The following is a 21,085-nucleotide window of genomic DNA, read 5'->3' on the forward strand; positions in this document are numbered from 1 at the left end:
CTCACAGGGTATAAACGGAGTGATGACTTCGAATATATGGAGTCTCGACTTCGTTTACAACCCTGGTGGCGTTCGCGGCGTCTTCTAGGCTGAGGTGCGACGGAGGGGAGCTGGGGTGCGAGCAGACGCACGGGACAATCGGGCCAGGATCATGACGGCCGCAGACGACGTCTTCGGGCGGTCGCCGGGGGCGTCGACCGACGATGTGGCGAGGCTGGCCGGGGTCGGGATCGCGACGGTGTTCCGGCACTTCGCGACCAAGACCGAGTTGCTCGAGGCGGTGCTGACGCTGCGCCTGGAGCGGATCCGGGACCGGGCTCTGGAGCTGGCCGGCAGCGACGACCCGGGTACGGCGTTCTTCGAGTTCTTCACGCAGGTCGTGTCGGAGTCCGCGTCGAAGCTCGCGATCGCCGAAGCGCTGACCGCGGCGGGGGCGGCGGCCGGCGAGGAGGCACGGGAGGCCGGTCGCGGGATGCGGGAGGCGTTCAGCGGGTTGCTGACCGCGGCACAGAAGGCCGGCGCGGTCCGGGCGGACGCGGAGATGCCCGAGGTGTACGCGTTGCTGATCGGCGCGTCCCGCGGCGCGACCGCGGCCAAGCTCGATCCGGAGACCCGCGACCGGATGCTCGCGCTGATCTACGACGGCCTGAAGCCTCGCGGGTGAAGCGCGTCCTCAAGATCGTCGTTGTCCTGCTACTCCTTCTGATCGTTCCGCTCGGCGCCTACGCGATCTCGCTGCGCGTGCAGTACGCCGGCGACCCGACGGCCCGGACCCGCAACCAGGACGCGCTCTGGCTTGGTCACGCCTGGGTCGACGGCCGGAAGACCGCCGCCGACGTGACCGCGCTGGCGCAGCGGCTGCAGGGCACCGGCATCCGCGACCTCTACGTGCACACCGGTCCGTTGGAGCACGACGGCTCGTTGCCATTGGCAAAGGTTTCGCCGAAGGCACGCTGGTTCGTCGATGCGGTGCATGCCGCGGCTCCCGCCATACGCGTGCAGGCCTGGCTCGGTGACGTCGTACAGCCGGGCAAGGATCCCGGTATGAACCTCGATGACTCGGCCGTCCGCCAGCGGGTGGTCGACTCGGCGTCTGCCGTTCTGCAGCAGGGGTTTCAGGGCATCCACTACGACTTCGAGCCGGTACGGTCCGGGTCGAAGGGCTACCTGGCCGTGCTGGACGAGACCCGTGCGCTGGGTACGACGCTGTCGGTTGCGGCGGCGCAGATCGACCCGCTCTGGTACCTGCACAAGCTCCCCGTCGACAAGTGGTGGTCGCAGGACTACTTCCGCCAGGTCGCGGAACGGGTCAACCAGGTCGCCGTCATGTCCTACGACACCGCACTGCCGATGGAGTCGTTGTACGGCGGGTACGTCGCCAAGCAGACCAAGCTGGCGCTGGAGGTCACCCCACCGGCCACGGACCTCCTCATGGGACTCCCGGCGTACTGGGAGAACAACCCGGCCCATTGGGGCAACGCGGAGACCGTCAGCGCAGCGGTCCGCGGCGCACGCCTCGGTCTTGGCGACTCACCGCGACAGAACTTCGGTCTGGCCCTGTACGTCGACTTCGCGGCCACCGACGAGCACTGGGCGGCGTACCGCGACGGCTGGTGTGTAGCGACCTAGAACGGGTTCCAGCGGGTCAGCACCAGGATGAGGACGCAGACCGCCACGTAGACAGCGTTGATCAGCAGAACCGGCGAGGGCCTGCGGGCGACGGGCTCGTCCGGCAGGCCGGTGCGCGAACGCAGCCGGAGCGTCTCGAACACGGCAGCGACGTTGGCCAGCTCCTTGTCCGCGATACCGCCGACGACGTGCCAGTCGTCAACTGCCTCCAGGCTGAGCCCTTCCTCCTCGACCTCGACCGACTCCACGAACCGCCACGACAGGCGCCGCTCGAGCCAGCCGGTGCGGATCCACAGGTCAGTCGCGGTGGCGGTCACTCGGTAGAGCGCACGTGAACCGAGTGAATGCACCAGCTGTGCACCGATGACGGTCGCCATGACGGCGGCGTACCAATCGCCCCAGCTCGCAAAGGTCCCGACTGCGACCGGCGCAACTACCAGTACGGCGATGAACGCCGGCAGATTCCACCACGCCCGCGTCTGCAGTGGGACCTCCCACGGCAGCGTCGGCACCTCCCGCGCTGGATCCACCGTCGACTCGGACGGCTTGCTGGTGTCTGAGTGCTGCTCGGACAAGCCTTGCGTGGACTCGGCGCGCCACGGCATCCGCCGCGGCGCCCGGAACGGGCTGACTGGTCGAAGAACGTGATCGCCGAGCACGAGCGTCGGCCAACTGCCCTCAGCCAGGTCGCCTACCAGCAGTGCGTCGCCGCGGTACCGCTTGAGCGTTTCGGCCCACTCCCGCTTGAGCTTGGCCGGTGCGGCCTCTTCGTCCTTGTCGAGCGCCGTGAAGGCGTCGAACAACCGCAGGTCGCTCTCCTCGTCGTCCAGGTCGGTCTCGAGAAAGCCCAGCAGGACCGCGCCGTCCGCCGACCGGACCGCGAACGCAGCGGAGGCGTCTGGCTCGATTCGGACCGGCAGAGCCTGTCCGTTCCAGAACCTGCGCGGGCGAGCCCTGCGGAGCTGGATGTCGCGTAGCAGGAACAGGACGGCCAGCGCCCAAGCACCACCGGCCACCGTGTACCAGAACGTGTAGTCGGCGAGCTCTGCACGCAGCCGGAGCCAGTCCGGGTCGGCAGGGTCGACGAGGACCGGGACCTGCGCGCCGGTTTCGTAGTCGTCAACCACGGTCACGGTGTGACTGCGGCCGTCGGGCAGCTGCAGAACGAGGTCCCCGTCGTCGTTCGTGCCCTTCACGACAGCTGTCTGCTCGACAGCACGTCGTACGTGTGTTTCCTCGCGCTGGTCCTGCCAGTGCATCAGACCGAGCGCGGCGGCGCCCACCAGCACCAGACCAGCCGCCACGAGGAGTCGGCTGGTCACACCGATCGGTGCGGCCGCCGGCACCTGCACCTGCTGTCGCGGCATCCGCGCGGCCAGGGACTGTTGCCTACGGCGGCTCGTGACGATCCAGATCAGCAGTACGGCACACAGGACGCCGTACACGGTCCAGCCGATCCGCGCTGAGGTGACGTTGTCGTACCGGAGGTCGAGGACCATGAACAGCACGCCGGAGGCCGCGGCGACGATCGGCCGCCACCACAGCAGGACGAGCGACGCGAAGCAGGCGATCATCACCAGCGAGAACGTCCGGTCCGGACCGCAGACCGTGGGGTCCTCGATCGAGCAACGGCCGGTGTCACCGGCGACCGACGCCACGATCGCCCCGAGCCAGACAACCGGCAGGAGCCAGCGGTAGAGCCAGCTCGGGACCACGCTGCCGGCCCAGCGGGCGGCCAGATCGCCTCTCATCGCAGTTCCCCCTCCAAGTGTGGGAGAACTCTAAGGTCAGCGGGCCCTTTCTACGCGGCCTTCGTCCCAGACCGGCTCGTCGGGTTCGTAGACCGAGCCGTCGGCGCCGAAGACCAGGTAGCGGTCGAAGCCCCGGGCGAACCAGCGGTCGTGGGTCACTGCGAGGACCGTACCGTCGAACGAGTCGAGGCCCTCCTCCAGCGCCTCGGCCGACTCGACGTCCAGGTTGTCGGTGGGCTCGTCGAGGAGCAGCAGGGTCGCACCGGACAGCTCCAGGAGGAGGATCTGGAAACGGGCCTGCTGACCTCCTGAGAGGCTGTCGAAGGTCTGCTCGGCCGCGTGCGCCAGCTCGTACCGGTCCAGCTTCCGCGACGCCAGCTCGCGCCCCATGCCGTCACGGTGGTCGTCACCACGGTGCAGGATCTCCAGCAGCGTCCGACCGACCAGCTCCGGGTGCTCGTGGGTCTGGGCGAACCAGCCGGGCCGCACGCGCGCACCAAGCTTGGCGTTGCCGGTGTGCGCCACGGACGGGATCTGTACGTCGCCAACAGGCTCATGCTCCACATCCGGATCTGAACCACCGTTGGCGAGCAGCCGCAGGAAGTGCGACTTCCCGGACCCGTTGGACCCCAGTACGGCGACACGTTCGCCGTACCAGACCTCGAGGTCGAAGGGCTTCATCAGCCCGGTCAGCTCGAGTGCAGTGCACACCACGGCCCGCTTGCCGGTGCGGCCGCCGGTCAGGCGCATGCTGACCTTCTGCTCGCGTGGCAAGGCCTGCGGCGGACCAGCCTCCTCGAACTTGCGCAGCCGCGTCTGCGACGCCCGGTAGCGCGACGCCATGTCGGAGTTGTACGCCGCCTTCTGCTTGTACATGAGCATCTGTGCGCGCAGCTTGGCGTGCTCCTCGTCCCAGCGCTTGCGTAGCTCCTCGAAACGCTCGAACCGGTGCCGCCGCGCCTCGTGGTACGTCGCGAACCCGCCGCCGTGCGTCCACGCGTTGTTGCCCGCCGCACCGAGCTCTACGGTGACGATCCGGGTAGCGGTGTTGGCCAGCAGCTCCCGGTCGTGGCTGATGTACAGCACGGTCTTGTCGGAGCTACGCAGCTGCTCCTCCAGCCACCGCTTCCCTGGTACGTCGAGGTAGTTGTCCGGCTCGTCCAGCATCAGTACTTCGTCCGGCCCGCGCAGTAGCGCCTCCAGCACCAGCCGCTTCTGCTCACCGCCGGACAGCGTCTTCACCTCACGCCAGCGACAGCGGTCGAACGGTACGCCGAGTGCGGCCGTCGTACAGACGTCCCAGAGGACCTCCGCGTCGTACCCACCGACCTCGCCCCAGTCCGCCACAGCCTGCGCGTACCGGAGCTGGGTCTTCTCGTCGTCCGCGTCCATCATCTTCTGCTCGGCCTTGTCCAGCTTGTCCGCGGCCTGCTGGATCGCCTCAGGCGCCACGCCGAGCAGCAGGTCGCGCACGGTCGACGAGTCGCGCACCGAGCCGACGAACTGCCGCATCACGCCCAGCCCACCGGACCGGGAGATGCTGCCACTGTGCGGCTTCAGGTCGCCCGCGATGATCCTGGTGAGGGTCGTCTTGCCCGAACCGTTCGCCCCGACCAGCGCCACCTTCGCGCCGTCCCCGACCCGGAACGTGACGTCGTCCAGCAACACCCGCCCATCAGGCAGCTCGAACCCCACACCGGCAACATCCACGTGACCCATCCCCCCAGTCTGACGGCCCCGGCAACCCCCACGCGACCAGTTATCGTGACGCCCGTGACGACACCGCTGGGTCCGGAGATCCTGCCCGGCACCCGCGAGTACCAGTGGGTGGCGAGCATCGTAGAGGCGGTAGAACGGCGAACCGGCCGCCCCTCCTCCTGGAACCGCCGGCTGTACGAAGAGCTCGGCAAGACCACCGGTACGGCGCAGATCGACGGACGGATGACGATCCGCCGAGACGTCCTCGACTCGGTGATGCACGCGTACGACGCGACCGAGCCGTTGAGCCTCGAGGAAACCGGCGCTGCCCGGCTCGGCGCGATGCACGTGGTCCACGAGACCGATCACCACCAGAACTCGGTCGGCGACGAGAACGCACCCGACGCCGTCGCCTACACCTCGCCGGAGGGCGTGGCCGTGACCGAAGGGCTCGCAGAAATCAACCGGGCCCGGATCGTCGACCAGGTCATCCGGGACATCGGCATGGACAAGGCGGTTCCGCGGATCAACGACCTGACTGCCAGGACGTTCTACGCGGGGTACGAGACCGGCGTACAGGGTGTGCTGGACGGCCTGCAGCAGATCAGCGACCGGTCGCCGGAGGAGGTTCTGACGGCTGTCGACCGGGCGCCGTTCGCGCAGCGCTACAACGCAATGGCCGATCTGGTCATCGACTCGCGCCTGGACGGTCTGATGCCGCCGGAGCACCGGTCACAGATCCGCCTCCGGCTGACGGGGCCCCTGCGCGAGGAGCTTGCAAAGCTCGCGGGCTACGACCCGGACAGCGACCTCCCGAACGAGCTGGCGGACCAGGCCCGCGGTACTGCCGCTACAGCTGTGCAACGTCTGGACAGCGAACTGGCCGACATCGAACGGCACTACCGACAGTACGGCGACAATCCGCCGCGGATGCCGATGTCTGCGGCGGACAGGTCGCTGGTCGAGCGCATCGAGACGTACTACGGCCGATCCACCGCCGACCTGGAAACCGCACACCTGCGGCAGTTCCTGGACACCGGCACCCGGGTCGGCCTCGGCGGTGGCGCCGCAGCAGGTGCCGGCGGTGGAGCAGCAGGCGGCGCGGCAGCGGGCGGAGCTGCGGCGGCGGGACCTGCTGGGGCGTGGGTCGCACACCGGTTCGGTAGTCGACCCTTTGGAAAGGAATGATCGGCACGGATGGACGCTTATCGTGAAGCACAGCGGCTGTACGCCGAAGTCATGATGTCGACTGCCTCCGGGCCGGAATTGGTCGCCGAGCTCGAGCGGGCGATCCAGCGGATCGGTGAACTGCTGCCACAAGCGGCGCCGGACCAGCGTTCCGCCGTACTGCTGATGAACAGCTCGATCGCGCAACGGCTGGCCGGGCTGCCGGAGGAGAGCCGATGAACGAGCGCGGTCCGGAGATCCTCCCTGGCACCTGGGAGCACGACTGGGTCTCGTCGGTCGTCGCCAAGGCCGAGGAGTACGCCGGCCGGCCCTCCCGCTGGAACGGGAAGCTGTACGAGCAGCCCGGCCCGGTCGCCGGCGTCTGCCTTCCCGACGGCAGCATGACGATCAGCCGGGAGCACGTCCTCGACCCTGCCCGCCCCGCTTACACCCCGGGCCGAACGCTGACCAGCGACGAACGGCACGCGGCGGCCAGCGCTACCACGATGGCGGTGTTCAACGCACGGCTCTCGATGTCCGAGGTCGGAGACGACAGCATGCCCGGCGCGACACCGATCGAGTCGCTCGAGGACATCGCCCTCGAGAACGCACGGTGCGACCAGTTCAGCCGGGAGTACAGCGGCCGGATCGCTGAGAGTATGACCGACCAGTCGCTTGACCTGGGCTTTCAGGCTCCGACGTTCCCGGCGTACTCGGCGGCCACGGACCGACTGCTGTACACGCTGGGCGGCGCCACGGGGATGAGCCACAGCCAGCTCGGCGACCTCATCGACAGCACCGCGCGGACGCAGCGGTTCAACGCGATCGCCGACCGGGCGCTCGACCATCAGGTGGGCGAGCTGATCCCCGAGTCGCACCGCGCCCAGCTCCGCGAGGACCTGACCGGACCGCTGCGCCGCGGACTCGGCGGCCTCACGATGACGGAGATGAGCGAACTCACGCATCCCGGGTCAAAGCACAAGTGGGGCTGGGACTCGGCAGAGTGGACCGAGGTCGAGTTCACCACCAACCTCGGCGACATCAAGGAGCATTACGAGTCCTGGAACGCGGAGCACCCGGGGGTCGAGCCGCCGGAACTGCCGGACTCGCTGCGTGAGAGGTTCCTCGACCGCGAGGAGGAGATCCAGCAGGTCTGGGCCAGCAAGGGCTGGCCGGCGCAGCAACCGGTCGCGGGGCGCGAAAAGGAGTACTACGAGCGGCTGCCCGAACAGGTGTACCCGAACGCGCGCGAGCAGGAGATCGCCAAGCTGCAGCAGTTCCTGTGGTCGCACACGGCACCGAGCCAGCGCCAGGATTCGGCAGTCGACACCGGCGGACGCCCGGACAACGTCCGGCAGATCGGCTCGGCCCGTAAGCCCGACCGCGGGGTCGAGTGAGCTACCAGTCCTTGAGCGCGCTCAGGTAGGTGCCGCCGGACGGGCGGACCGAGCCCGTCATGAACAGCTTGAGCGGTGCGGAGTACAGCCCGTAGACGTGAGTGCCGGTGAAGAAGCCGGCCGACGTACACCCGTCGTACACGACCCAGATCTCCTTGGTCCCGGCTGCGGTGGTGAAGCGGAGCGTGATCGCCTCGGACGGCTTGGCGACCTGCGGGGCGCACTTGAACACCGGCAGGTCCGGGTTCCGCTCCGGGAGCACCTTGATCGCGTCAACCACCTGCTGCGCCACAGCAGCGTCGAACTCCTGCTGTCCGAGCAGGCCGCCCTGGCCCGTGCTGTAACGGCACGCGCGCAGACCGGTCACCTGGGTGTTCAGGTCGAGCCCTGTCCCTGTCGGTACGTCGTTCGGCGCAGCTGCCTGCTGGATCGGGTGCTGGACCGGACAGCCCGCCTTGTCGCGCTCCGAGTTCGGCGCTACGCCCTGTGAGGGCTGCTCCGGTGCGGCAGCCTTGCCCTCGGAGGCAGAGTCACTGTGGCTGGTGGCAACTGGTGACCCATCACCCACTAGACCCCACACGCCACCGACGGCCGCAACCACCAGGACTGCACCAGCAGCCATCGACATCGTCTGCCGACGGCGGTGCACCCGGCGACGTGCTTCACGAGCCAGACCGGTGTTCTGCATCCCCTGGGCGCCCGCGTGGTCCTGGAACGCAGAGGTGATCTTGGGGCCGAGCTCCTGCTCAGGGTCGTGCTGCTCAGGCATCCTCGGCTCCTTCCGTGCTCAGTGTGGTCTTCAACGCTGCCAGTGCTCTGTGTACGTGCGACCGCGCCGTCGCCTCTGCGCAGTGCAGCAGCTGGGCGATCTCGGCGTACGACAGCTCCTCGTAGAACCGCAGTACGACGGCAGCTCGCTGCTTGTCCGGGAGGGTCGCGCACAGGTCCCAGATCGCATCCGCCTCCGCGCGAGCCGCCGTACCATCCGAAACGGCGCGCGCTGTGCGCACCGGGTCGTCGACCGGCGACTCCCGCCGGCGGAACCGCCGCCACCAGGAGATGTGCGCGTTCACCACCATCCGCTTCACGTACGCCTCGGGGTCGTCGGCACGGCTCACCCGGCCCCACCGAGCGCACGCCGTCGTCAGAGCGTCCTGTACGGCGTCCTCGGCCAGGGTCGCGTCACCGGTGAGGACATACGCGAACCGCAGCAGGGCATCCGCCTTCTCGGTGACCCACACCTCGAAGTCGAGCGGCCCCGTCCGAACCTCAGCTGCCGCCAAGACTGCCTCCATACCCCTCAGGACGGTGCCGGACCTGCATTCGTTGCACGCAGTACCCGGAAGCCTTTCGCGCTGCCGACCCGCTCACACGGGTAGCCCTGGTCCGTCATCCAGCGCTGGAGGGAGTCGCCGCCCAGGTTCTTGCCAACGACAAACCATCCCACGCCGCCGGGTGCAAGGCGTTCCAGCCAGCGCAGCAGCATCTTGTGGAGCTCGGGTTTGCCGATGTGGATCGCCGGGTTCGACCAGATCTCGTCGAACCGCACGTCCTCGGGTACGTCGTCCGGCAGCACCGCACGCACCCGCTCCGCGACCCCCGCGGCCTTGGCGTTCTCCGCCGTCAGTTCGAGCGCGCGCGTGTTCACGTCGACCGCCCACACCGTTGCCTCCGGCACCTCCACCGCGAGGGCACACGCGATCGGCCCGTAGCCGGTGCCCAGGTCGAGGAACGTCCCGGCCTGCCGCGGCGGCTCCACCTCCCGCAGGAACACCGACGTACCGATGTCCAGCCGGTCCCGCGAGAACACGCCGGTCGCGGTGGTGAACGTGTACTCGCGTCCCCAGATCCGGGCCTCGACGGTACGTCGTACGTCCGCAGAACCAGGCTCCGCCGAGAAGTAGTGGTCAGCCACGCTGGTGCACCTCTCCCCTGACCTGACGGGCCTGCAACGCCCGCGCGGCCAGCTCGTCGTCCGCCGGGTAGCGCACTTCTTCCAGTGTCAGCCCGTGCGCCGGCAGGACCGACACAGCCGAGTCCCGCACCTTCCCAGCCAGTACTGCGGCCGGCCACTCGACGTCCCGACGTCCGTCGCCCACAGGGATCATCGACCCCACCAGCGCCCGCACCATCGAGTGACAGAAGGCATCTGCGATCACAGTGCCCTCCAGTTGCCCTACGCCGGTCCGCTGCCACGAGAACTCCAGCAGCGCCCGCACTGTGCTGGCGCCTTCCCGCTTCTTGCAGAACGCCGCGAAGTCGTGCTCTCCGAGCAGACCGGTCGCGGCAGCGTTCATACGATCCACATCCATCGGCCGCCCCACCCGCAGGACATGTCCCCGAGTAAGCGGGTCCCAGCCGGACGGGTCGTCGCACAGTCGGTACACGTACCGTCGCGCCAGGGCAGAGAACCGGGCGTCAAAGCCCTCAGGAGCCGCTGTGACGGCCGTGACAGCCACATCCGCGGGCAGGACGCCGTTCAACCCCCTCAAGAGCCTCAGCGGGTCCACAGCGCCTTCGACGTCGACGTGGGTGACCTGTCCCCGGGCATGGACGCCCGTGTCGGTCCGGCCGGCACAGGTCACGGTCACGGACTCCGGCAGCCGCAGTACGACGCGAACCGCCTCTTCGAGCTCCCCCTGCACAGTACGGAGACCATCCTGACGGGCCCACCCGTGAAAGGCCGCTCCGTCGTACCTCAGGTCAATCCGCCAACGCACACGCCAATCTAACGCAACGAGGCCCCCACACCGTGCGGTGCGGGGGCCTCGTCAGCGTCTTACTTACTTGTCGTCGTCCTCGGTCTCGCCGGCCTTGGCGAAGCCCGCGGCCTCGGCGTCCGCCTCGGTCTTGAACCAGACCTCGGCGACCGTCTGGTCGTACCACGGCGACTCGGTGGTGTGGTACTTCATCGAGTTCTCGTTGCCCTTGATGGTGAAGCCCTCGGGCGCAGAGCCGTCCTCGAGCGGGGCAGCGGACTTGTCGAACTTGCCGGTCACGACGTCCTGAACCGGCGCGTCCTCGACCTTGTCCTCGACCTTGGTCTCAGCCGCGGCAGCCTTCTTCGCCGGCGCCTTCTTGGCAGCGGTCTTCTTCGCCTTCGGCGAGTCCGACAGCGCCTCGACCAGCTCGATCTTCACCATCGGGGCGTTGTCGCCCTTGCGCGGGCCGAGCTTGGTGATCCGGGTGTAGCCACCCGGACGGTCGGCGTACCGCTCGCCGATCTCGGTGAAGAGCACGTGTACGACGCTCTTGTCCTTGATCCGCTTCATCACCTGGCGGCGCGAGTTGAGGTCACCACGCTTCGCCTTGGTGATCATCTGCTCCGCCAGCGGCTGCAGGCGCTTGGCCTTGGCCGCGGTGGTGGTGATGGCGCCGTGCTCGAACAGCGACGTCGCGAGGTTGCTGAGGATCAGCTTCTCGTGCGCCGGGCTGCCGCCCAGCCGGGAACCCTTGGTGGGGGTAGGCATCTCATACTCCAGGAATTCTCAGGCCCGTCGGGCCGAAGGGATTAGGGCCCGACGGGCCTTGGTCAGCTCAGTACTGCTCGGTCTCGGCGAAGCTCTCGTCCTCGTCGTCCGCCTCGTTGCCGTAGGCACCGGACGCGGCGCGCAGGTCGAACCCGGGCGGGGAGTCCTTCAGCGACAGGCCCATCTCGGCCAGCTTCAGCTTGACCTCGTCGATCGACTTGGAGCCGAAGTTCCGGATGTCCAGCAGGTCCTGCTCGCTGCGCGAGATCAGCTCACCCACGGTGTGGATGCCCTCGCGCTTCAGGCAGTTGTACGACCGGACGGTCAGCTGCAGGTCCTCGACCGGCAGCGCCAGGTCGGCGGCCATCTGCTCGTCCACCGGCGACGGGCCGATGTCGATGCCCTCGGCCTCGACGTTCAGCTCGCGGGCCAGACCGAACAGCTCGACCAGCGTCTTACCGGCCGACGCGACGGCGTCGCGGGGCAGCATCGACGGCTTGGTCTCGACGTCGACCACCAGGCGGTCGAAGTCGGTGCGCTGCTCGACACGGGTCGCCTCGACCTTGTAGGTGACCTTGAGGACCGGCGAGTAGATCGAGTCGACCGGCATCCGGCCGATCTCGGCGTCCGCGGACTTGTTCTGTACGGCGGACACGTAGCCGCGGCCCCGCTCGACGACCAGCTCCATCTCGAGCCGGCCCTTCTCGTTCAGGGTGGCGATCTTCAGGTCCGGGTTGTGCACCTCGACACCGGCCGGCGGCGCGATGTCGGCGGCGGTGACGTCACCGGGGCCCTGCTTGCGCAGGTACATGGTGACCGGCTCGTCGTGCTCGGAGGAGACGACCAGGTCCTTGAGGTTCAGGATCAGCTGGGTGGCGTCTTCCTTCACCCCGGCAACGGTCGAGAACTCGTGCAGGACACCGTCGATCTTGATGCTGGTGACTGCGGCCCCCGGGATGGAGGACAGCAGGGTCCGGCGGATCGAGTTACCGAGGGTGTAACCGAAGCCCGGCTCCAGCGGCTCGATCACGAACCGCGAGCGGTACTCGTCGACGACCTCTTCGGTCAGGGTTGGGCGCTGTGCGATAAGCACTTCTGTCTTCTTTCTGTTCCGCGACGACCACTATTTGAGGTCGCGAAGGAAGAACGCACCGATCCGGCCGGCGGCCCGGAGGCCGCCGGCCGGAACCGGGTCAGTTCTTCGAGTAGAGCTCGACGATCAGGTGCTCGGCGACCTGGGTGTCGATCTGCTGCCGGGTCGGCAGCTGGTGGACGAGGATCCGCAGCCTTTCGGGCATCACCTCGAGCCATGCCGGTACGACGCGCTCGCTGTGCGCCTCCCGGGCGATGATGAACGGCGTCGTCTCCACCGACTTCGGCTTGACATCGATGATGTCGTGGGCCGAGACGCGGTACGACGGGATGTTCACCTTGATGCCGTTCACGGTGAAGTGACCGTGGACGACGAGCTGACGGGCCTGCCGACGCGTCCGGGCCAGGCCGGAGCGGTAGACCACGTTGTCCAGGCGGGACTCGAGGATCTGCAGCAGGTTGTCACCGGTCTTGCCGGAGCGCCGCGAGGCCTCCTCGTAGTACCGGCGGAACTGCTTCTCGAGAACGCCGTACGAGTAACGCGCCTTCTGCTTCTCGCGCAGCTGGAGCAGGTACTCGCTCTCCTTCGGGCGGCCGCGGCCGTGCATACCCGGCGGGTACGGACGACGCTCGAACGCCTTGTCGCCACCGACGAGGTCGACCCCGAGACGGCGCGACTTCTTGGTCATAGGTCCGGTGTAACGGGCCATGGTTCGCTACCTTCCTCTCTCTGGGGTCAGACCCGGCGCCGCTTGGGCGGGCGGCATCCGTTGTGGGCGACTGGGGTGACGTCCTGGATGGTGCCGACCTCGAGGCCGACCGCACCCAGCGAACGGATCGCGGTCTCACGGCCGGAGCCGGGACCCTTGACGAACACGTCGATCTTGCGCATGCCGTGCTCCATCGCCCGGCGCCCGGCGGCCTCGGCGGCCATCTGCGCGGCGAACGGGGTCGACTTACGCGAACCCTTGAAGCCGACGGTGCCCGCGGAAGCCCACGAGATGACCGCGCCGGTCGGGTCGGTGATCGTCACGATCGTGTTGTTGAACGTGCTCTTGATGTGAGCGTGGCCCGCGGCCACGTTCTTCTTCTCCTTGCGGCGCACCTTCTTCGCGCCGGCCGCGCTGCGGCTCTTGGGAGGCATTCAGTTGCTCCTGGGGTGGTCGAAAGTCATCCGGGTCACTTCTTCTTCTTGCCGGCGATCGCCTTACGGCGGCCCTTGCGGCTACGGGCGTTGGTCCGCGTGCGCTGACCGCGCACCGGAAGCCCGCTGCGGTGCCGGCGACCCTGGTACGACCCGATCTCGATCTTGCGGCGGATGTCCGCGGTCACCTCGCGACGGAGGTCACCTTCGATCTTGTAGTTGCCTTCGATGAAGTCCCGGAGCTTGACCAGTTCTTCGTCACCCAGTTCGTGGACGCGCTTGTCACCGGAGATCCCGGTGGCTTCGAGCGTCTTCAGGGCGCGAGTACGACCTACACCGAAGATGTAGGTGAGAGCGACCTCGATGCGCTTGTCGCGCGGAAGGTCGACTCCTACGAGGCGTGCCATGTGGCGGTGTTCCTTTCGTCAGCAGAGGTGTGGTGGCGCGCTGCGTCCTTGCCCGCCTCGGTGACTCGTTGTGCTTCACCGGCAAGGCCCCGGCCTCTGTTCCAGGGGCGACGCCCGGGACGGATCCCGGACGAGCATGCGCGCTGTGGTGCGAAAGTGCTGTGCTACTGCGTGAAGGCTTTGTCAGCCCTGCCGCTGCTTGTGCCGCGGGTTCTCGCAGATCACCATGACCCGGCCGTGACGCCGGATCACCTTGCACTTGTCGCAGATCTTCTTGACGCTCGGATTGACCTTCATCGAGCTACTTTCTTCGACAGGTGTTGGTGGGTCTTACTTGTACCGATAGACGATGCGACCCCGGGTGAGGTCGTACGGCGACAGCTCGACGACGACCCGATCCTCGGGGAGGATCCGGATGTAGTGCTGTCTCATCTTGCCGCTGATGTGCGCGAGCACCTTGTGCCCGTTGGACAGCTCAACACGGAACATCGCGTTCGGCAGCGCCTCGACGATGGTGCCCTCGAGTTCGATGACTCCCTCTTTTTTGGGCATGTCCTCGCACTTCTGTAGACGTGACTGACTATGGCTACAAACAGCCAAGAGATGAGTGTACGCCAGTCACCCAGGCGAAACCCAATCGAGACCCGGTCAGCGCACTCGCGAGGCCTCGAGCTCGGTCAGATGATCCGATCCCCAGGTGTCCAACGGTATCAGCGCTTCGTTGAGTGACCGTCCGAGTTCGGTCAGTGAGTACTCCACCTTCGGCGGCACCTGGTGGAACACCTCCCGATGCACGATGTCCCGCGACTCCAGTTCCCGCAACTGCTGGATCAGCATCTTCTCGGTGACCCCGGTGATCTCCCGCCGCAGCTCCCCGAACCGCATCGGCCCGTGGTGCAACGCCCACAGGATCCGCGGCTTCCACTTCCCGCCGATCACGTCGGCGGCCGCATCCAGACCGCAGGTGTAGGCGCGCATACTTACCTTTCCGTCAGTACCTGACTATTTAGTTGGTACTTGTCCATCCTAAAGCTACAGCTCCAGGGTGGACCCCATGAAGACACCTGTCACCGTCCTGGGGCTCGGGGCGATGGGGACCGCTCTCGCCCGGGCCTTCCTGGCCGCCGGCCATCCGACCACCGTCTGGAACCGCACGCCCGGCCGCTCCCCCGAACTCGACGCGGTGCGCGCCGCCACCGCCGGCGAGGCGATCGCGGCCAGTCCGCTCGTCATCGTCTGCCTGCTCGTCGACGGCACCGTCCGCAGCACGCTCGACGGCATCGACCTCACCGGCAAGACGATCGTCAACCTCACCAACAGCACACCCGACCAGGCACGGGCCACCGCGGAGCGAGTCACGACCGCAGGGGCGCAGTACGTCGACGGCGGCATCATGGCCGTCCCCGCGATGATCGGCGGCCCCGCGGCCTTCATCTTCTACAGCGGCGTACCGGAAGCCTTCGACAAGCATCGCGCCGACCTGTCTGTGCTGGCACGTCCCGAGTACGTCGGCGCCGACCCGGGACTCGCCGCGCTCTACGACATCGCCCTGCTGAGCGCGATGTACGGGATGTTCGGCGGCGCCCAGCACGCGCTGGCACTGATCGGCTCCGAGAACGTCCCCGCCGAACCGTTCACGGAACGCTTCCTGCTCCCGTGGCTGACCGCGATGCTCGGCTCCCTGCCTCGCATCGCCAAGGATCTCGACAACGGGCCGGCCGACACAGCCGGCTCGAACCTCGCGATGCAAGCAGCCGCCTACGACAACCTGACCGACACATCCACTGCACAAGGTGTCGACCCGATGTTGCTGGAGCCGATGGGCAGGCTGCTCCGCAAGGCTGTTGCCGCTGAGCAAGGCGATGCGGACCTCGCAGCGCTCGTCGGCTTGCTCAGGACTCCTGCTGGGTAGCGGCCCACTGTTCGCCCTCGCGCCAGATCTGTTCGGGCATCAGGTCCAGCAGGTCGCAGGCCGCGTCCAGTTGCGCGAGGGCGGTGGTCGCATCGCGGTACGCCGGGAGGATCGCGACGAACCGCCTGCCCTCGCAGCTGAAACCGAACGCCGGTACGCCGGCCAGCGTCTCGACTGCCCGCGGATGCAGGACTGCCATCGCGTGGTCCTCGCGCCCGTTGAACAAGCGGTACTGCGCCGGAAGCCCGTCGACCGCCAACGGCAACGGCAGGTAGCTCGCTGCCGCGACCGGCGCCAGCCCCGAAGGCAGCACCTGCAACGGCGGCAAGGGCCGATCCACGTGCAGATCAAGGAAGTCGAAGCCGAGTTCACGTCGCCGTACCTTGTGCCGGAACCGCCCGGTCCAGAACTCCCGGCCGCGATGGCTGCCGGACGTCACGTCGACGACCTCGGCCTTCGGGTCCGCGTCGAACGGTGGGAACGGCCAACGATCCAGCAATTCCGTCCCGGACGCGCTGATCCGCCAGCCGAGCTGCCCGGCGGCCTCGGCCCACGCGCGCCGCCGCCGGCCGTCACGGATTCGCAGCAGCACCGTGAACCCGATCAGCACCAGGAACCAGGCCAGCACCATCCAGCCCACCCAGCGCGGCTCCAGCAGCAGCCCCAAGATCGCCAGCGGTACGGCGACGGCGAACCAGATCACGTAGACGATCGCGGCCCCTTGGTGCAGCTGCCACGCCAGATCCGGCCGCAGCCGGGGACCGACGACGCGGCGACTCACCTGGGCCGCCGTCAACGGCGCCGGCCCAGGCCGCCGAGGGCGATGATCGCCCACGGGATCAGCAGCCAGACCGGCCAGAAGTGCGGCCAGTGCCCGCCGTTGCCGAGCCCGATCACGAACCAGATCACCACGTTGATCAGCACGACACCGGTGAAACCACCGACCGCTCCGCCGCGACCGTGATGCGGGTGGTTGGCCTTCTTCCGCTCCGGGAAGTTGCCCGGCGCCGGCGCCGGCTTGCTGTCCTGCACCACCTTGGGCGTCTCGTACGTCCGGATCGCCGGCAGATCACGCACCAGCGGCTCGAGCTCGCCGTACGTCTGCACGGTGTAGAGCTGATCGAGACGGGACGAGAACTCGGGCTGGTCCAGCCGGCCGTCCGCGAACGCGTCCCGCAACCGCCCGGCGATCTTGTCCCGGTCAGCTTCGGTGAAACGCTGGTGCGGCTGGTACTGAGGCATGTCCCAAGTGTGCCTCAGCCCCGGTCCCCTCCGCGTCCCCCAACGGGTGGACGCGCAGGGCGTGGGACCGGGAGCCACGCCCTGGTCGGTCAGTCGGCCAGGGCGCCGAACTTGATGCCGAGGTCGGCGAGCTGGGATTCGCCGCCGTCGAGCGCGGTCAGCACCCACGGGCCGGTCGGGGTCAGCGTGAAGGTGTGCTCGGTGTGGGCGGCGTACCGGCCGTCGTCGGTGACGACCGTCCAGTCGTCCTCGAGCGTGTGGTTGTCCTGCTTGCCGAGCGTGAGCATCGGCTCGACGGCCAGTGCCATGCCCTCGACCAGCTTCGGGCCGCGACCGGGACGGCCGAAGTTCGGCACGTTCGGCGGCTGGTGCATCGCCGAACCGATCCCGTGCCCGACGAAGTCCTCGACGATCCCGTACGACGAGTTCGCGCGGACATGCGCCTCGACCGCGGCCGAGATGTCGGACAGCCGCCCGCCGAGCCGCGCCGCGGCGAACCCGCGCCACATCGACTCCTCGCAGATCCGGGCGAGGTCCAGCAGCTCCGCGTCCACGTCGCCGACCGGCACGGTGATCGCGGCGTCGCCGTGCCACCCGTCCACGATCGCACCGCAGTCGATCGAGATCAGGTCGCCGTCGGCGAGCACCCGGTCACCCGGGATGCCGTGCACGATCTCGTCGTTCACCGACGCGCAGATCGAGCCGGTGAACCCGTGGTACCCCTTGAACGACGGCGTCGCGCCGGAGGACCGGATGTTGTCCTCCGCGATCGCGTCCAGCTCGCCCGTGGTGATTCCGGCCCGGACCGCACCGCGGAGCAGCTCCAGCGTGCGGCCGACCACCAGGCCGGCCTTACGCATGGCGAGAATCTGTTCGCGGGTCTTGATCTCGATACCGCGGTCCCTAAACATCGCAGCACATCATCGGGCTAGTCGGTGACCGTCTTGAGCGCGGCGAGCACCCGCTCGCTCACTTCGTCGATCTCGCCGACGCCGTCGACCTCGACCAGCAGGCCGCGCTCGGCGTACACCTGCAGCAGCGGCTTGGTCTCGGCCGTGTAGACGTCCTGCCGGTGCCGGACGACCTCTTCGGAATCGTCCGTCCGGCCCTCGATGTGCGCCCGCTTCGTCATCCGCTCGACGAGTACGTCGATGTCGGCGACCAGCGCGACCACGGCATCCAGCTTGTGGCCGTGGTCGGCCAGGATCTCGTCCAGCGTGCCGACCTGGGCCAGCGTCCGCGGGTACCCGTCGAGCAGGAAGCCCTCGCCCGCGTCGGCCTCGGACAGCCGGTCGCGCACCATCGAGTTCGTGACCTCGTCCGGGACGTAGTCGCCGGCGTCCATGTACCGCTTGGCCTCGACACCCAGCGGCGTCTCGTCCTTCACGTTCGCACGGAAGATGTCGCCGGTGGACACGGCCGGGATCTTCAGGCGTTCCGCAAGCACCTTTGCCTGCGTGCCCTTGCCCGCCCCGGGCGGACCCATCAGCAACATTCTCATCAGCGCAGGAACCCTTCGTAGTTTCGCTGCTGCAGCTGACTCTCGATCTGCTTCACCGTATCGAGCCCGACGCCGACCATGATCAGGATCGACGTACCGCCGAACGGGAAGTTCTGGCTCGCGTTCAGCAGGACGAGAGCGACCAGCGGGATCATCGAGATCGCCGCGAGGTAGATCGCGCCGGGCAGCGTGATGCGGTCCAACACGTACTTCAGGTATTCCTCGGTCGGCCGACCCGCTCGGATGCCCGGGATGAAGCCGCCGTACTTCTTCATGTTGTCGGCGACCTCCTTCGGGTTGAAGGTGATCGAGACGTAGAAGTACGTGAAGAAGATGATCAGAGCGACGTACGTCGCCATGTAGATCGGGTGGTCGCCCTTGACCAAGTTCCCCTGGATCCAGTTCGACCAGCCCTTGCCCTGCTGGAACTGACTGACCAGAACGGGGAGATACAGCAGGCTTGAGGCGAAGATGACCGGGATGACGCCGGCCTGGTTGACCTTCAGCGGGATGTACGTCGAGGTGCCGCCGAACATCTTGCGGCCCACCATGCGCTTGGCGTACTGCACCGGGATCCGGCGCTGAGCCTGCTCGATGAAGATGACCGCGGCCATGATGACCAGACCGATCACGATCACCACGACGAAGGTGGTGACGCCCTTCTGCTTGCGGATGCTCCACAGCTGGGTCGGGAAGGTGGCGACGATCTGGGTGAAGATCAGGATCGACATACCGTTACCGACACCACGGTCGGTGATCAGCTCGCCGAGCCACATGATCATGCCGGTGCCGGCGGTCATGGTCAGCACCATCACCATGATGGTGAACCAGTCGTCCTTGTAGAGCAGGGGCTCACTGCAGCCCTGGAACAGCCGTCCCGGCGTCCGGGCCAGCGCGACGAACGCGGTGGACTGCAGGATCGCCAGACCGACGGTCAGGAACCGGGTGTACTGCGTGATCTTCCCCTGGCCCGCCTGGCCTTCCTTCTTCAGCGACTCCAGCCGCGGGATCACCACGGTCAGCAGCTGCAGAATGATGCTGGCGGTGATGTACGGCATGATGCCGAGCGCGAAGATCGCGAGCTGCAGCAGTGCGCCGCCGGAGAACAGGTTGATCAAGTTGTACAGGTTGGCGTTCTGGCCACCCTGCGAGATCTTGATACACGTGTGCAGCGACTGCACGTTCACACCGGGAGCCGGAACGACGGAGCCGATCCGGAAGATCACGACGATGAAGAGCACGAACAAGATCTTCCGGCGCAGGTCCGGAGTCTTGAACGCGTTGGCAAAGGCGCCTAACACCCTGTCCTCCCACAAGTTTCCCTACCGCGGGCACGGCAGGGGCCTAGCTAAGCCGCTGGGCAAGAGACGAACCAGGGCCCGTCCGACCGGCGCAGGATATCAAGCACCGGGCGTTACGAGCCCTGGACCTCGTGTCACACCTCGGTCGTGGTTCCCCCAGCCGCCTGGATCTTGTCCGTGGCGGACTTGGAGAACTTGTTGGCCGAGACCTGCAGTGCCACGGTCAGTTCGCCGTCACCCAGTACCTTGACCGGCTGACCGCTACGGACCGCGCCCTTGGCGACCAGGTCGGCAATGCCGACCTCGCCACCGTCGGGGAACAGTTGTCCGAGCTTGTCCAGGTTAACGACCTGGAACTCCACCCGGTTCCTGCTCTTGAAGCCCTTCAGCTTCGGGAGCCGCATGTGCAGCGGCATCTGGCCACCCTCGAACCACTCGGGGATGTTGTTACGCGCCTTGCTGCCCTTGGTACCGCGGCCGGCGGTCTTGCCCTTGCTGCCCTCACCACGACCCACGCGGGTCTTGGCGGTCTTGGCACCGGGCGCCGGACGCAGGTGATGAACCTTGAGCGCCATGTCAGTCGACCTCCTCGACGGTGATGAGGTGGCGAACCGCACGGACCATTCCGCGAACCTCGGGCTTGTCCTCGTGGACGGCGCTGTCGCCGATCCGCTTGACGCCCAGGGTGCGCAGCGTGTCGCGCTGGTTCTGCTTGCCACCGATGCCCGAACGGGTCTGGGTCACCTTCAAGCGTGCCATCAGGAAGCCGCCTCCGCCCGCGCCTTCAGCAGCGCCGCCGGAGCGACGTCCTCGACCGGCAGGCCACGGCGCGCGGCCACGGCTTCCGGGGTCTCCAGGCTGCGCAACGCCGCAACGGTGGCGTGCACCACGTTGATGGAGTTGGACGAGCCCAGCGACTTGCTGAGGATGTCGTGGATCCCCGCGCACTCCAGTACGGCGCGCGCCGAGCCACCCGCGATCACACCGGTACCGGGAGCGGCCGGACGCAGCATGACAACGCCTGCGGCCTTCTCGCCCTGGACCGGGTGCGGGATGGTGCCCTGGATGCGCGGCACCTTGAAGAATGCCTTCTTGGCCTCCTCGACGCCCTTGGCGATCGCCGCGGGCACCTCCTTGGCCTTGCCGTAACCCACACCGACGGTGCCGTCGCCGTCGCCGACGACCACGAGGGCGGTGAAGCTGAAGCGACGACCACCCTTCACGACCTTGGCGACACGGTTGATGGCTACCACACGCTCGATGTAGGCGGTCTTGTCCGCCTGCTGCCCGCGACCACCGTCGCGGCCACGGCGCTCACCACCGGCGCCGCCTCCGCGACGCTGCTGGCCTCCGCTCATTTCGAACTACCTTCTT

General features: G+C 67.7%; 28 protein-coding genes. 6 read left to right on the forward strand and 22 right to left on the reverse strand.

Annotated features, from left to right (window positions below; translation table 11 throughout):
* Positions 1 to 151: 151 nt before the first annotated feature.
* Positions 152 to 664 carry a TetR/AcrR family transcriptional regulator gene (locus EV649_RS18100; protein ID WP_130384608.1) on the forward strand — a complete coding sequence of 171 codons (513 nt, stop codon included), beginning with the start codon at positions 152 to 154 and terminating at the stop codon, positions 662 to 664.
* On the forward strand, positions 661 to 1,629 hold the full coding sequence (locus EV649_RS18105) for a hypothetical protein (protein ID WP_130384609.1): 969 nt from the start codon (positions 661 to 663) through the stop codon (positions 1,627 to 1,629). Before EV649_RS18100 ends, EV649_RS18105 begins: the two co-directional genes overlap by 4 nt.
* On the opposite strand, the gene EV649_RS18110 is transcribed toward EV649_RS18105, so the two are convergent.
* Positions 1,626 to 3,380, reverse strand: coding sequence for a hypothetical protein (locus tag EV649_RS18110; RefSeq protein WP_130384610.1), 1,755 nt, complete (start codon positions 3,378 to 3,380; stop codon positions 1,626 to 1,628). The two genes, EV649_RS18105 and EV649_RS18110, sit on opposite strands and share 4 nt — an antisense overlap.
* A gap of 36 nt (positions 3,381 to 3,416) precedes the next feature.
* A complete protein-coding gene (locus EV649_RS18115; RefSeq protein WP_130384611.1) occupies positions 3,417 to 5,099 on the reverse strand; it encodes an ATP-binding cassette domain-containing protein in 1,683 nt (560 codons plus the stop codon).
* A gap of 54 nt (positions 5,100 to 5,153) precedes the next feature.
* Here EV649_RS18115 and EV649_RS18120 point away from each other — a divergent pair, with 54 nt between their 5' ends.
* From EV649_RS18120 to EV649_RS18130, 3 genes are read left to right on the forward strand one after another with little or no spacing between them, the layout of a single operon-like run.
* Positions 5,154 to 6,266: a hypothetical protein gene (locus EV649_RS18120; RefSeq protein ID WP_130384612.1), complete on the forward strand. Its 1,113-nt coding sequence runs from the start codon at positions 5,154 to 5,156 to the stop codon at positions 6,264 to 6,266.
* Positions 6,267 to 6,275: 9 nt separating this feature from the next.
* Positions 6,276 to 6,485: a hypothetical protein gene (locus EV649_RS18125; protein ID WP_130384613.1), complete on the forward strand. Its 210-nt coding sequence runs from the start codon at positions 6,276 to 6,278 to the stop codon at positions 6,483 to 6,485.
* On the forward strand, positions 6,482 to 7,642 hold the full coding sequence (locus EV649_RS18130) for a hypothetical protein (RefSeq protein ID WP_130384614.1): 1,161 nt from the start codon (positions 6,482 to 6,484) through the stop codon (positions 7,640 to 7,642). Before EV649_RS18125 ends, EV649_RS18130 begins: the two co-directional genes overlap by 4 nt.
* Before the next feature lies 1 nt (position 7,643).
* Here the strand turns inward: EV649_RS18130 and EV649_RS18135 are convergent, their stop codons facing one another.
* From EV649_RS18135 to EV649_RS18190, 12 genes are all read right to left on the reverse strand, one after another.
* A complete protein-coding gene (locus tag EV649_RS18135) occupies positions 7,644 to 8,411 on the reverse strand; it encodes a hypothetical protein (protein WP_130384615.1) in 768 nt (255 codons plus the stop codon).
* On the reverse strand, positions 8,404 to 8,925 hold the full coding sequence (locus EV649_RS18140; protein WP_241998320.1) for a SigE family RNA polymerase sigma factor: 522 nt from the start codon (positions 8,923 to 8,925) through the stop codon (positions 8,404 to 8,406). The genes EV649_RS18135 and EV649_RS18140 overlap by 8 nt, the downstream gene beginning before the upstream one ends.
* 17 nt (positions 8,926 to 8,942) lie before the next feature.
* Positions 8,943 to 9,557 carry a methyltransferase gene (locus EV649_RS18145; protein WP_130384617.1) on the reverse strand — a complete coding sequence of 205 codons (615 nt, stop codon included), beginning with the start codon at positions 9,555 to 9,557 and terminating at the stop codon, positions 8,943 to 8,945.
* Positions 9,550 to 10,362: a tRNA pseudouridine(38-40) synthase TruA gene (gene truA / locus EV649_RS18150; RefSeq protein WP_130384618.1), complete on the reverse strand. Its 813-nt coding sequence runs from the start codon at positions 10,360 to 10,362 to the stop codon at positions 9,550 to 9,552. The genes EV649_RS18145 and truA overlap by 8 nt, the downstream gene beginning before the upstream one ends.
* 63 nt (positions 10,363 to 10,425) lie before the next feature.
* Positions 10,426 to 11,112: a 50S ribosomal protein L17 gene (rplQ, locus tag EV649_RS18155; RefSeq protein ID WP_130384619.1), complete on the reverse strand. Its 687-nt coding sequence runs from the start codon at positions 11,110 to 11,112 to the stop codon at positions 10,426 to 10,428.
* A gap of 67 nt (positions 11,113 to 11,179) precedes the next feature.
* Entirely contained in the window at positions 11,180 to 12,205 is a 1,026-nt protein-coding gene (locus tag EV649_RS18160) for a DNA-directed RNA polymerase subunit alpha (RefSeq protein ID WP_130384620.1), read from the reverse strand.
* A gap of 100 nt (positions 12,206 to 12,305) precedes the next feature.
* Positions 12,306 to 12,914 carry a 30S ribosomal protein S4 gene (gene rpsD / locus EV649_RS18165; RefSeq protein ID WP_130384621.1) on the reverse strand — a complete coding sequence of 203 codons (609 nt, stop codon included), beginning with the start codon at positions 12,912 to 12,914 and terminating at the stop codon, positions 12,306 to 12,308.
* Between the two features lie 26 nt (positions 12,915 to 12,940).
* Positions 12,941 to 13,348 carry a 30S ribosomal protein S11 gene (gene rpsK, locus EV649_RS18170; RefSeq protein ID WP_130384622.1) on the reverse strand — a complete coding sequence of 136 codons (408 nt, stop codon included), beginning with the start codon at positions 13,346 to 13,348 and terminating at the stop codon, positions 12,941 to 12,943.
* A 35-nt stretch (positions 13,349 to 13,383) separates the two neighbouring features.
* Positions 13,384 to 13,755, reverse strand: a complete 372-nt coding sequence (gene rpsM / locus EV649_RS18175; RefSeq protein WP_020388083.1) for a 30S ribosomal protein S13 — start codon at positions 13,753 to 13,755, stop codon at positions 13,384 to 13,386.
* Positions 13,756 to 13,938: 183 nt separating this feature from the next.
* On the reverse strand, positions 13,939 to 14,052 hold the full coding sequence (gene rpmJ / locus EV649_RS18180; RefSeq protein ID WP_008361054.1) for a 50S ribosomal protein L36: 114 nt from the start codon (positions 14,050 to 14,052) through the stop codon (positions 13,939 to 13,941).
* A 33-nt stretch (positions 14,053 to 14,085) separates the two neighbouring features.
* Positions 14,086 to 14,307, reverse strand: coding sequence for a translation initiation factor IF-1 (gene infA, locus EV649_RS18185; RefSeq protein WP_012923661.1), 222 nt, complete (start codon positions 14,305 to 14,307; stop codon positions 14,086 to 14,088).
* Positions 14,308 to 14,403: 96 nt separating this feature from the next.
* Entirely contained in the window at positions 14,404 to 14,733 is a 330-nt protein-coding gene (locus tag EV649_RS18190) for a helix-turn-helix domain-containing protein (RefSeq protein ID WP_130384623.1), read from the reverse strand.
* Between the two features lie 76 nt (positions 14,734 to 14,809).
* Between EV649_RS18190 and EV649_RS18195 the strand changes: the two genes are divergently transcribed.
* Complete coding sequence (locus tag EV649_RS18195) at positions 14,810 to 15,667, forward strand: NAD(P)-binding domain-containing protein (protein WP_130384624.1); 858 nt, start codon at positions 14,810 to 14,812, stop codon at positions 15,665 to 15,667.
* On the opposite strand, the gene EV649_RS18200 is transcribed toward EV649_RS18195, so the two are convergent.
* The 8 genes from EV649_RS18200 to rpsE all read right to left on the reverse strand — a co-directional run bounded on the left by EV649_RS18200 (position 15,648) and on the right by rpsE (position 21,069).
* Positions 15,648 to 16,448, reverse strand: a complete 801-nt coding sequence (locus EV649_RS18200) for a hypothetical protein (RefSeq protein ID WP_241998322.1) — start codon at positions 16,446 to 16,448, stop codon at positions 15,648 to 15,650. The two genes, EV649_RS18195 and EV649_RS18200, sit on opposite strands and share 20 nt — an antisense overlap.
* 11 nt (positions 16,449 to 16,459) lie before the next feature.
* Positions 16,460 to 16,909 carry a DUF1707 domain-containing protein gene (locus tag EV649_RS18205; protein ID WP_130384625.1) on the reverse strand — a complete coding sequence of 150 codons (450 nt, stop codon included), beginning with the start codon at positions 16,907 to 16,909 and terminating at the stop codon, positions 16,460 to 16,462.
* A gap of 89 nt (positions 16,910 to 16,998) precedes the next feature.
* Positions 16,999 to 17,820, reverse strand: a complete 822-nt coding sequence (gene map, locus EV649_RS18210) for a type I methionyl aminopeptidase (RefSeq protein WP_130384626.1) — start codon at positions 17,818 to 17,820, stop codon at positions 16,999 to 17,001.
* Positions 17,821 to 17,837: 17 nt separating this feature from the next.
* Complete coding sequence (locus EV649_RS18215; protein WP_198682550.1) at positions 17,838 to 18,410, reverse strand: adenylate kinase; 573 nt, start codon at positions 18,408 to 18,410, stop codon at positions 17,838 to 17,840.
* Positions 18,410 to 19,711 carry a preprotein translocase subunit SecY gene (gene secY / locus EV649_RS18220; RefSeq protein ID WP_130384627.1) on the reverse strand — a complete coding sequence of 434 codons (1,302 nt, stop codon included), beginning with the start codon at positions 19,709 to 19,711 and terminating at the stop codon, positions 18,410 to 18,412. Before secY ends, EV649_RS18215 begins: the two co-directional genes overlap by 1 nt.
* A gap of 134 nt (positions 19,712 to 19,845) precedes the next feature.
* Positions 19,846 to 20,286 carry a 50S ribosomal protein L15 gene (rplO, locus tag EV649_RS18225; protein WP_130384628.1) on the reverse strand — a complete coding sequence of 147 codons (441 nt, stop codon included), beginning with the start codon at positions 20,284 to 20,286 and terminating at the stop codon, positions 19,846 to 19,848.
* Between the two features lies 1 nt (position 20,287).
* Positions 20,288 to 20,470 (reverse strand): 50S ribosomal protein L30, encoded by a 183-nt coding sequence (rpmD, locus tag EV649_RS18230; protein WP_130384629.1) that lies wholly within the window; start codon positions 20,468 to 20,470, stop codon positions 20,288 to 20,290.
* Positions 20,470 to 21,069, reverse strand: coding sequence for a 30S ribosomal protein S5 (gene rpsE, locus EV649_RS18235; protein WP_130384630.1), 600 nt, complete (start codon positions 21,067 to 21,069; stop codon positions 20,470 to 20,472). The genes rpmD and rpsE overlap by 1 nt, the downstream gene beginning before the upstream one ends.
* Positions 21,070 to 21,085 lie beyond the last annotated feature (16 nt).

Source organism: Kribbella sp. VKM Ac-2569 (genome assembly GCF_004216905.1).
In the GTDB taxonomy this organism is placed as follows: domain Bacteria; phylum Actinomycetota; class Actinomycetes; order Propionibacteriales; family Kribbellaceae; genus Kribbella.

Coding starts and splice junctions, on each gene's coding strand:
- rplO (WP_130384628.1), bottom strand. CDS start 20,286: ATGGCGCTCAAGGTTCATCACCTGCGTCCGGCGCCCGGTGCCAAGACC.
- EV649_RS18125 (WP_130384613.1), top strand. CDS start 6,276: ATGGACGCTTATCGTGAAGCACAGCGGCTGTACGCCGAAGTCATGATG.
- EV649_RS18110 (WP_130384610.1), bottom strand. CDS start 3,380: ATGAGAGGCGATCTGGCCGCCCGCTGGGCCGGCAGCGTGGTCCCGAGC.
- rpsE (WP_130384630.1), bottom strand. CDS start 21,069: ATGAGCGGAGGCCAGCAGCGTCGCGGAGGCGGCGCCGGTGGTGAGCGC.
- EV649_RS18195 (WP_130384624.1), top strand. CDS start 14,810: ATGAAGACACCTGTCACCGTCCTGGGGCTCGGGGCGATGGGGACCGCT.
- map (WP_130384626.1), bottom strand. CDS start 17,820: ATGTTTAGGGACCGCGGTATCGAGATCAAGACCCGCGAACAGATTCTC.
- rpsD (WP_130384621.1), bottom strand. CDS start 12,914: ATGGCCCGTTACACCGGACCTATGACCAAGAAGTCGCGCCGTCTCGGG.
- EV649_RS18190 (WP_130384623.1), bottom strand. CDS start 14,733: ATGCGCGCCTACACCTGCGGTCTGGATGCGGCCGCCGACGTGATCGGC.
- rpsK (WP_130384622.1), bottom strand. CDS start 13,348: ATGCCTCCCAAGAGCCGCAGCGCGGCCGGCGCGAAGAAGGTGCGCCGC.
- rplQ (WP_130384619.1), bottom strand. CDS start 11,112: ATGCCTACCCCCACCAAGGGTTCCCGGCTGGGCGGCAGCCCGGCGCAC.
- rpmD (WP_130384629.1), bottom strand. CDS start 20,470: ATGGCACGCTTGAAGGTGACCCAGACCCGTTCGGGCATCGGTGGCAAG.
- EV649_RS18135 (WP_130384615.1), bottom strand. CDS start 8,411: ATGCCTGAGCAGCACGACCCTGAGCAGGAGCTCGGCCCCAAGATCACC.
- EV649_RS18100 (WP_130384608.1), top strand. CDS start 152: ATGACGGCCGCAGACGACGTCTTCGGGCGGTCGCCGGGGGCGTCGACC.
- infA (WP_012923661.1), bottom strand. CDS start 14,307: ATGCCCAAAAAAGAGGGAGTCATCGAACTCGAGGGCACCATCGTCGAG.
- EV649_RS18205 (WP_130384625.1), bottom strand. CDS start 16,909: ATGCCTCAGTACCAGCCGCACCAGCGTTTCACCGAAGCTGACCGGGAC.
- EV649_RS18115 (WP_130384611.1), bottom strand. CDS start 5,099: ATGGGTCACGTGGATGTTGCCGGTGTGGGGTTCGAGCTGCCTGATGGG.
- rpsM (WP_020388083.1), bottom strand. CDS start 13,755: ATGGCACGCCTCGTAGGAGTCGACCTTCCGCGCGACAAGCGCATCGAG.
- EV649_RS18215 (WP_198682550.1), bottom strand. CDS start 18,410: ATGAGAATGTTGCTGATGGGTCCGCCCGGGGCGGGCAAGGGCACGCAG.
- rpmJ (WP_008361054.1), bottom strand. CDS start 14,052: ATGAAGGTCAATCCGAGCGTCAAGAAGATCTGCGACAAGTGCAAGGTG.
- EV649_RS18130 (WP_130384614.1), top strand. CDS start 6,482: ATGAACGAGCGCGGTCCGGAGATCCTCCCTGGCACCTGGGAGCACGAC.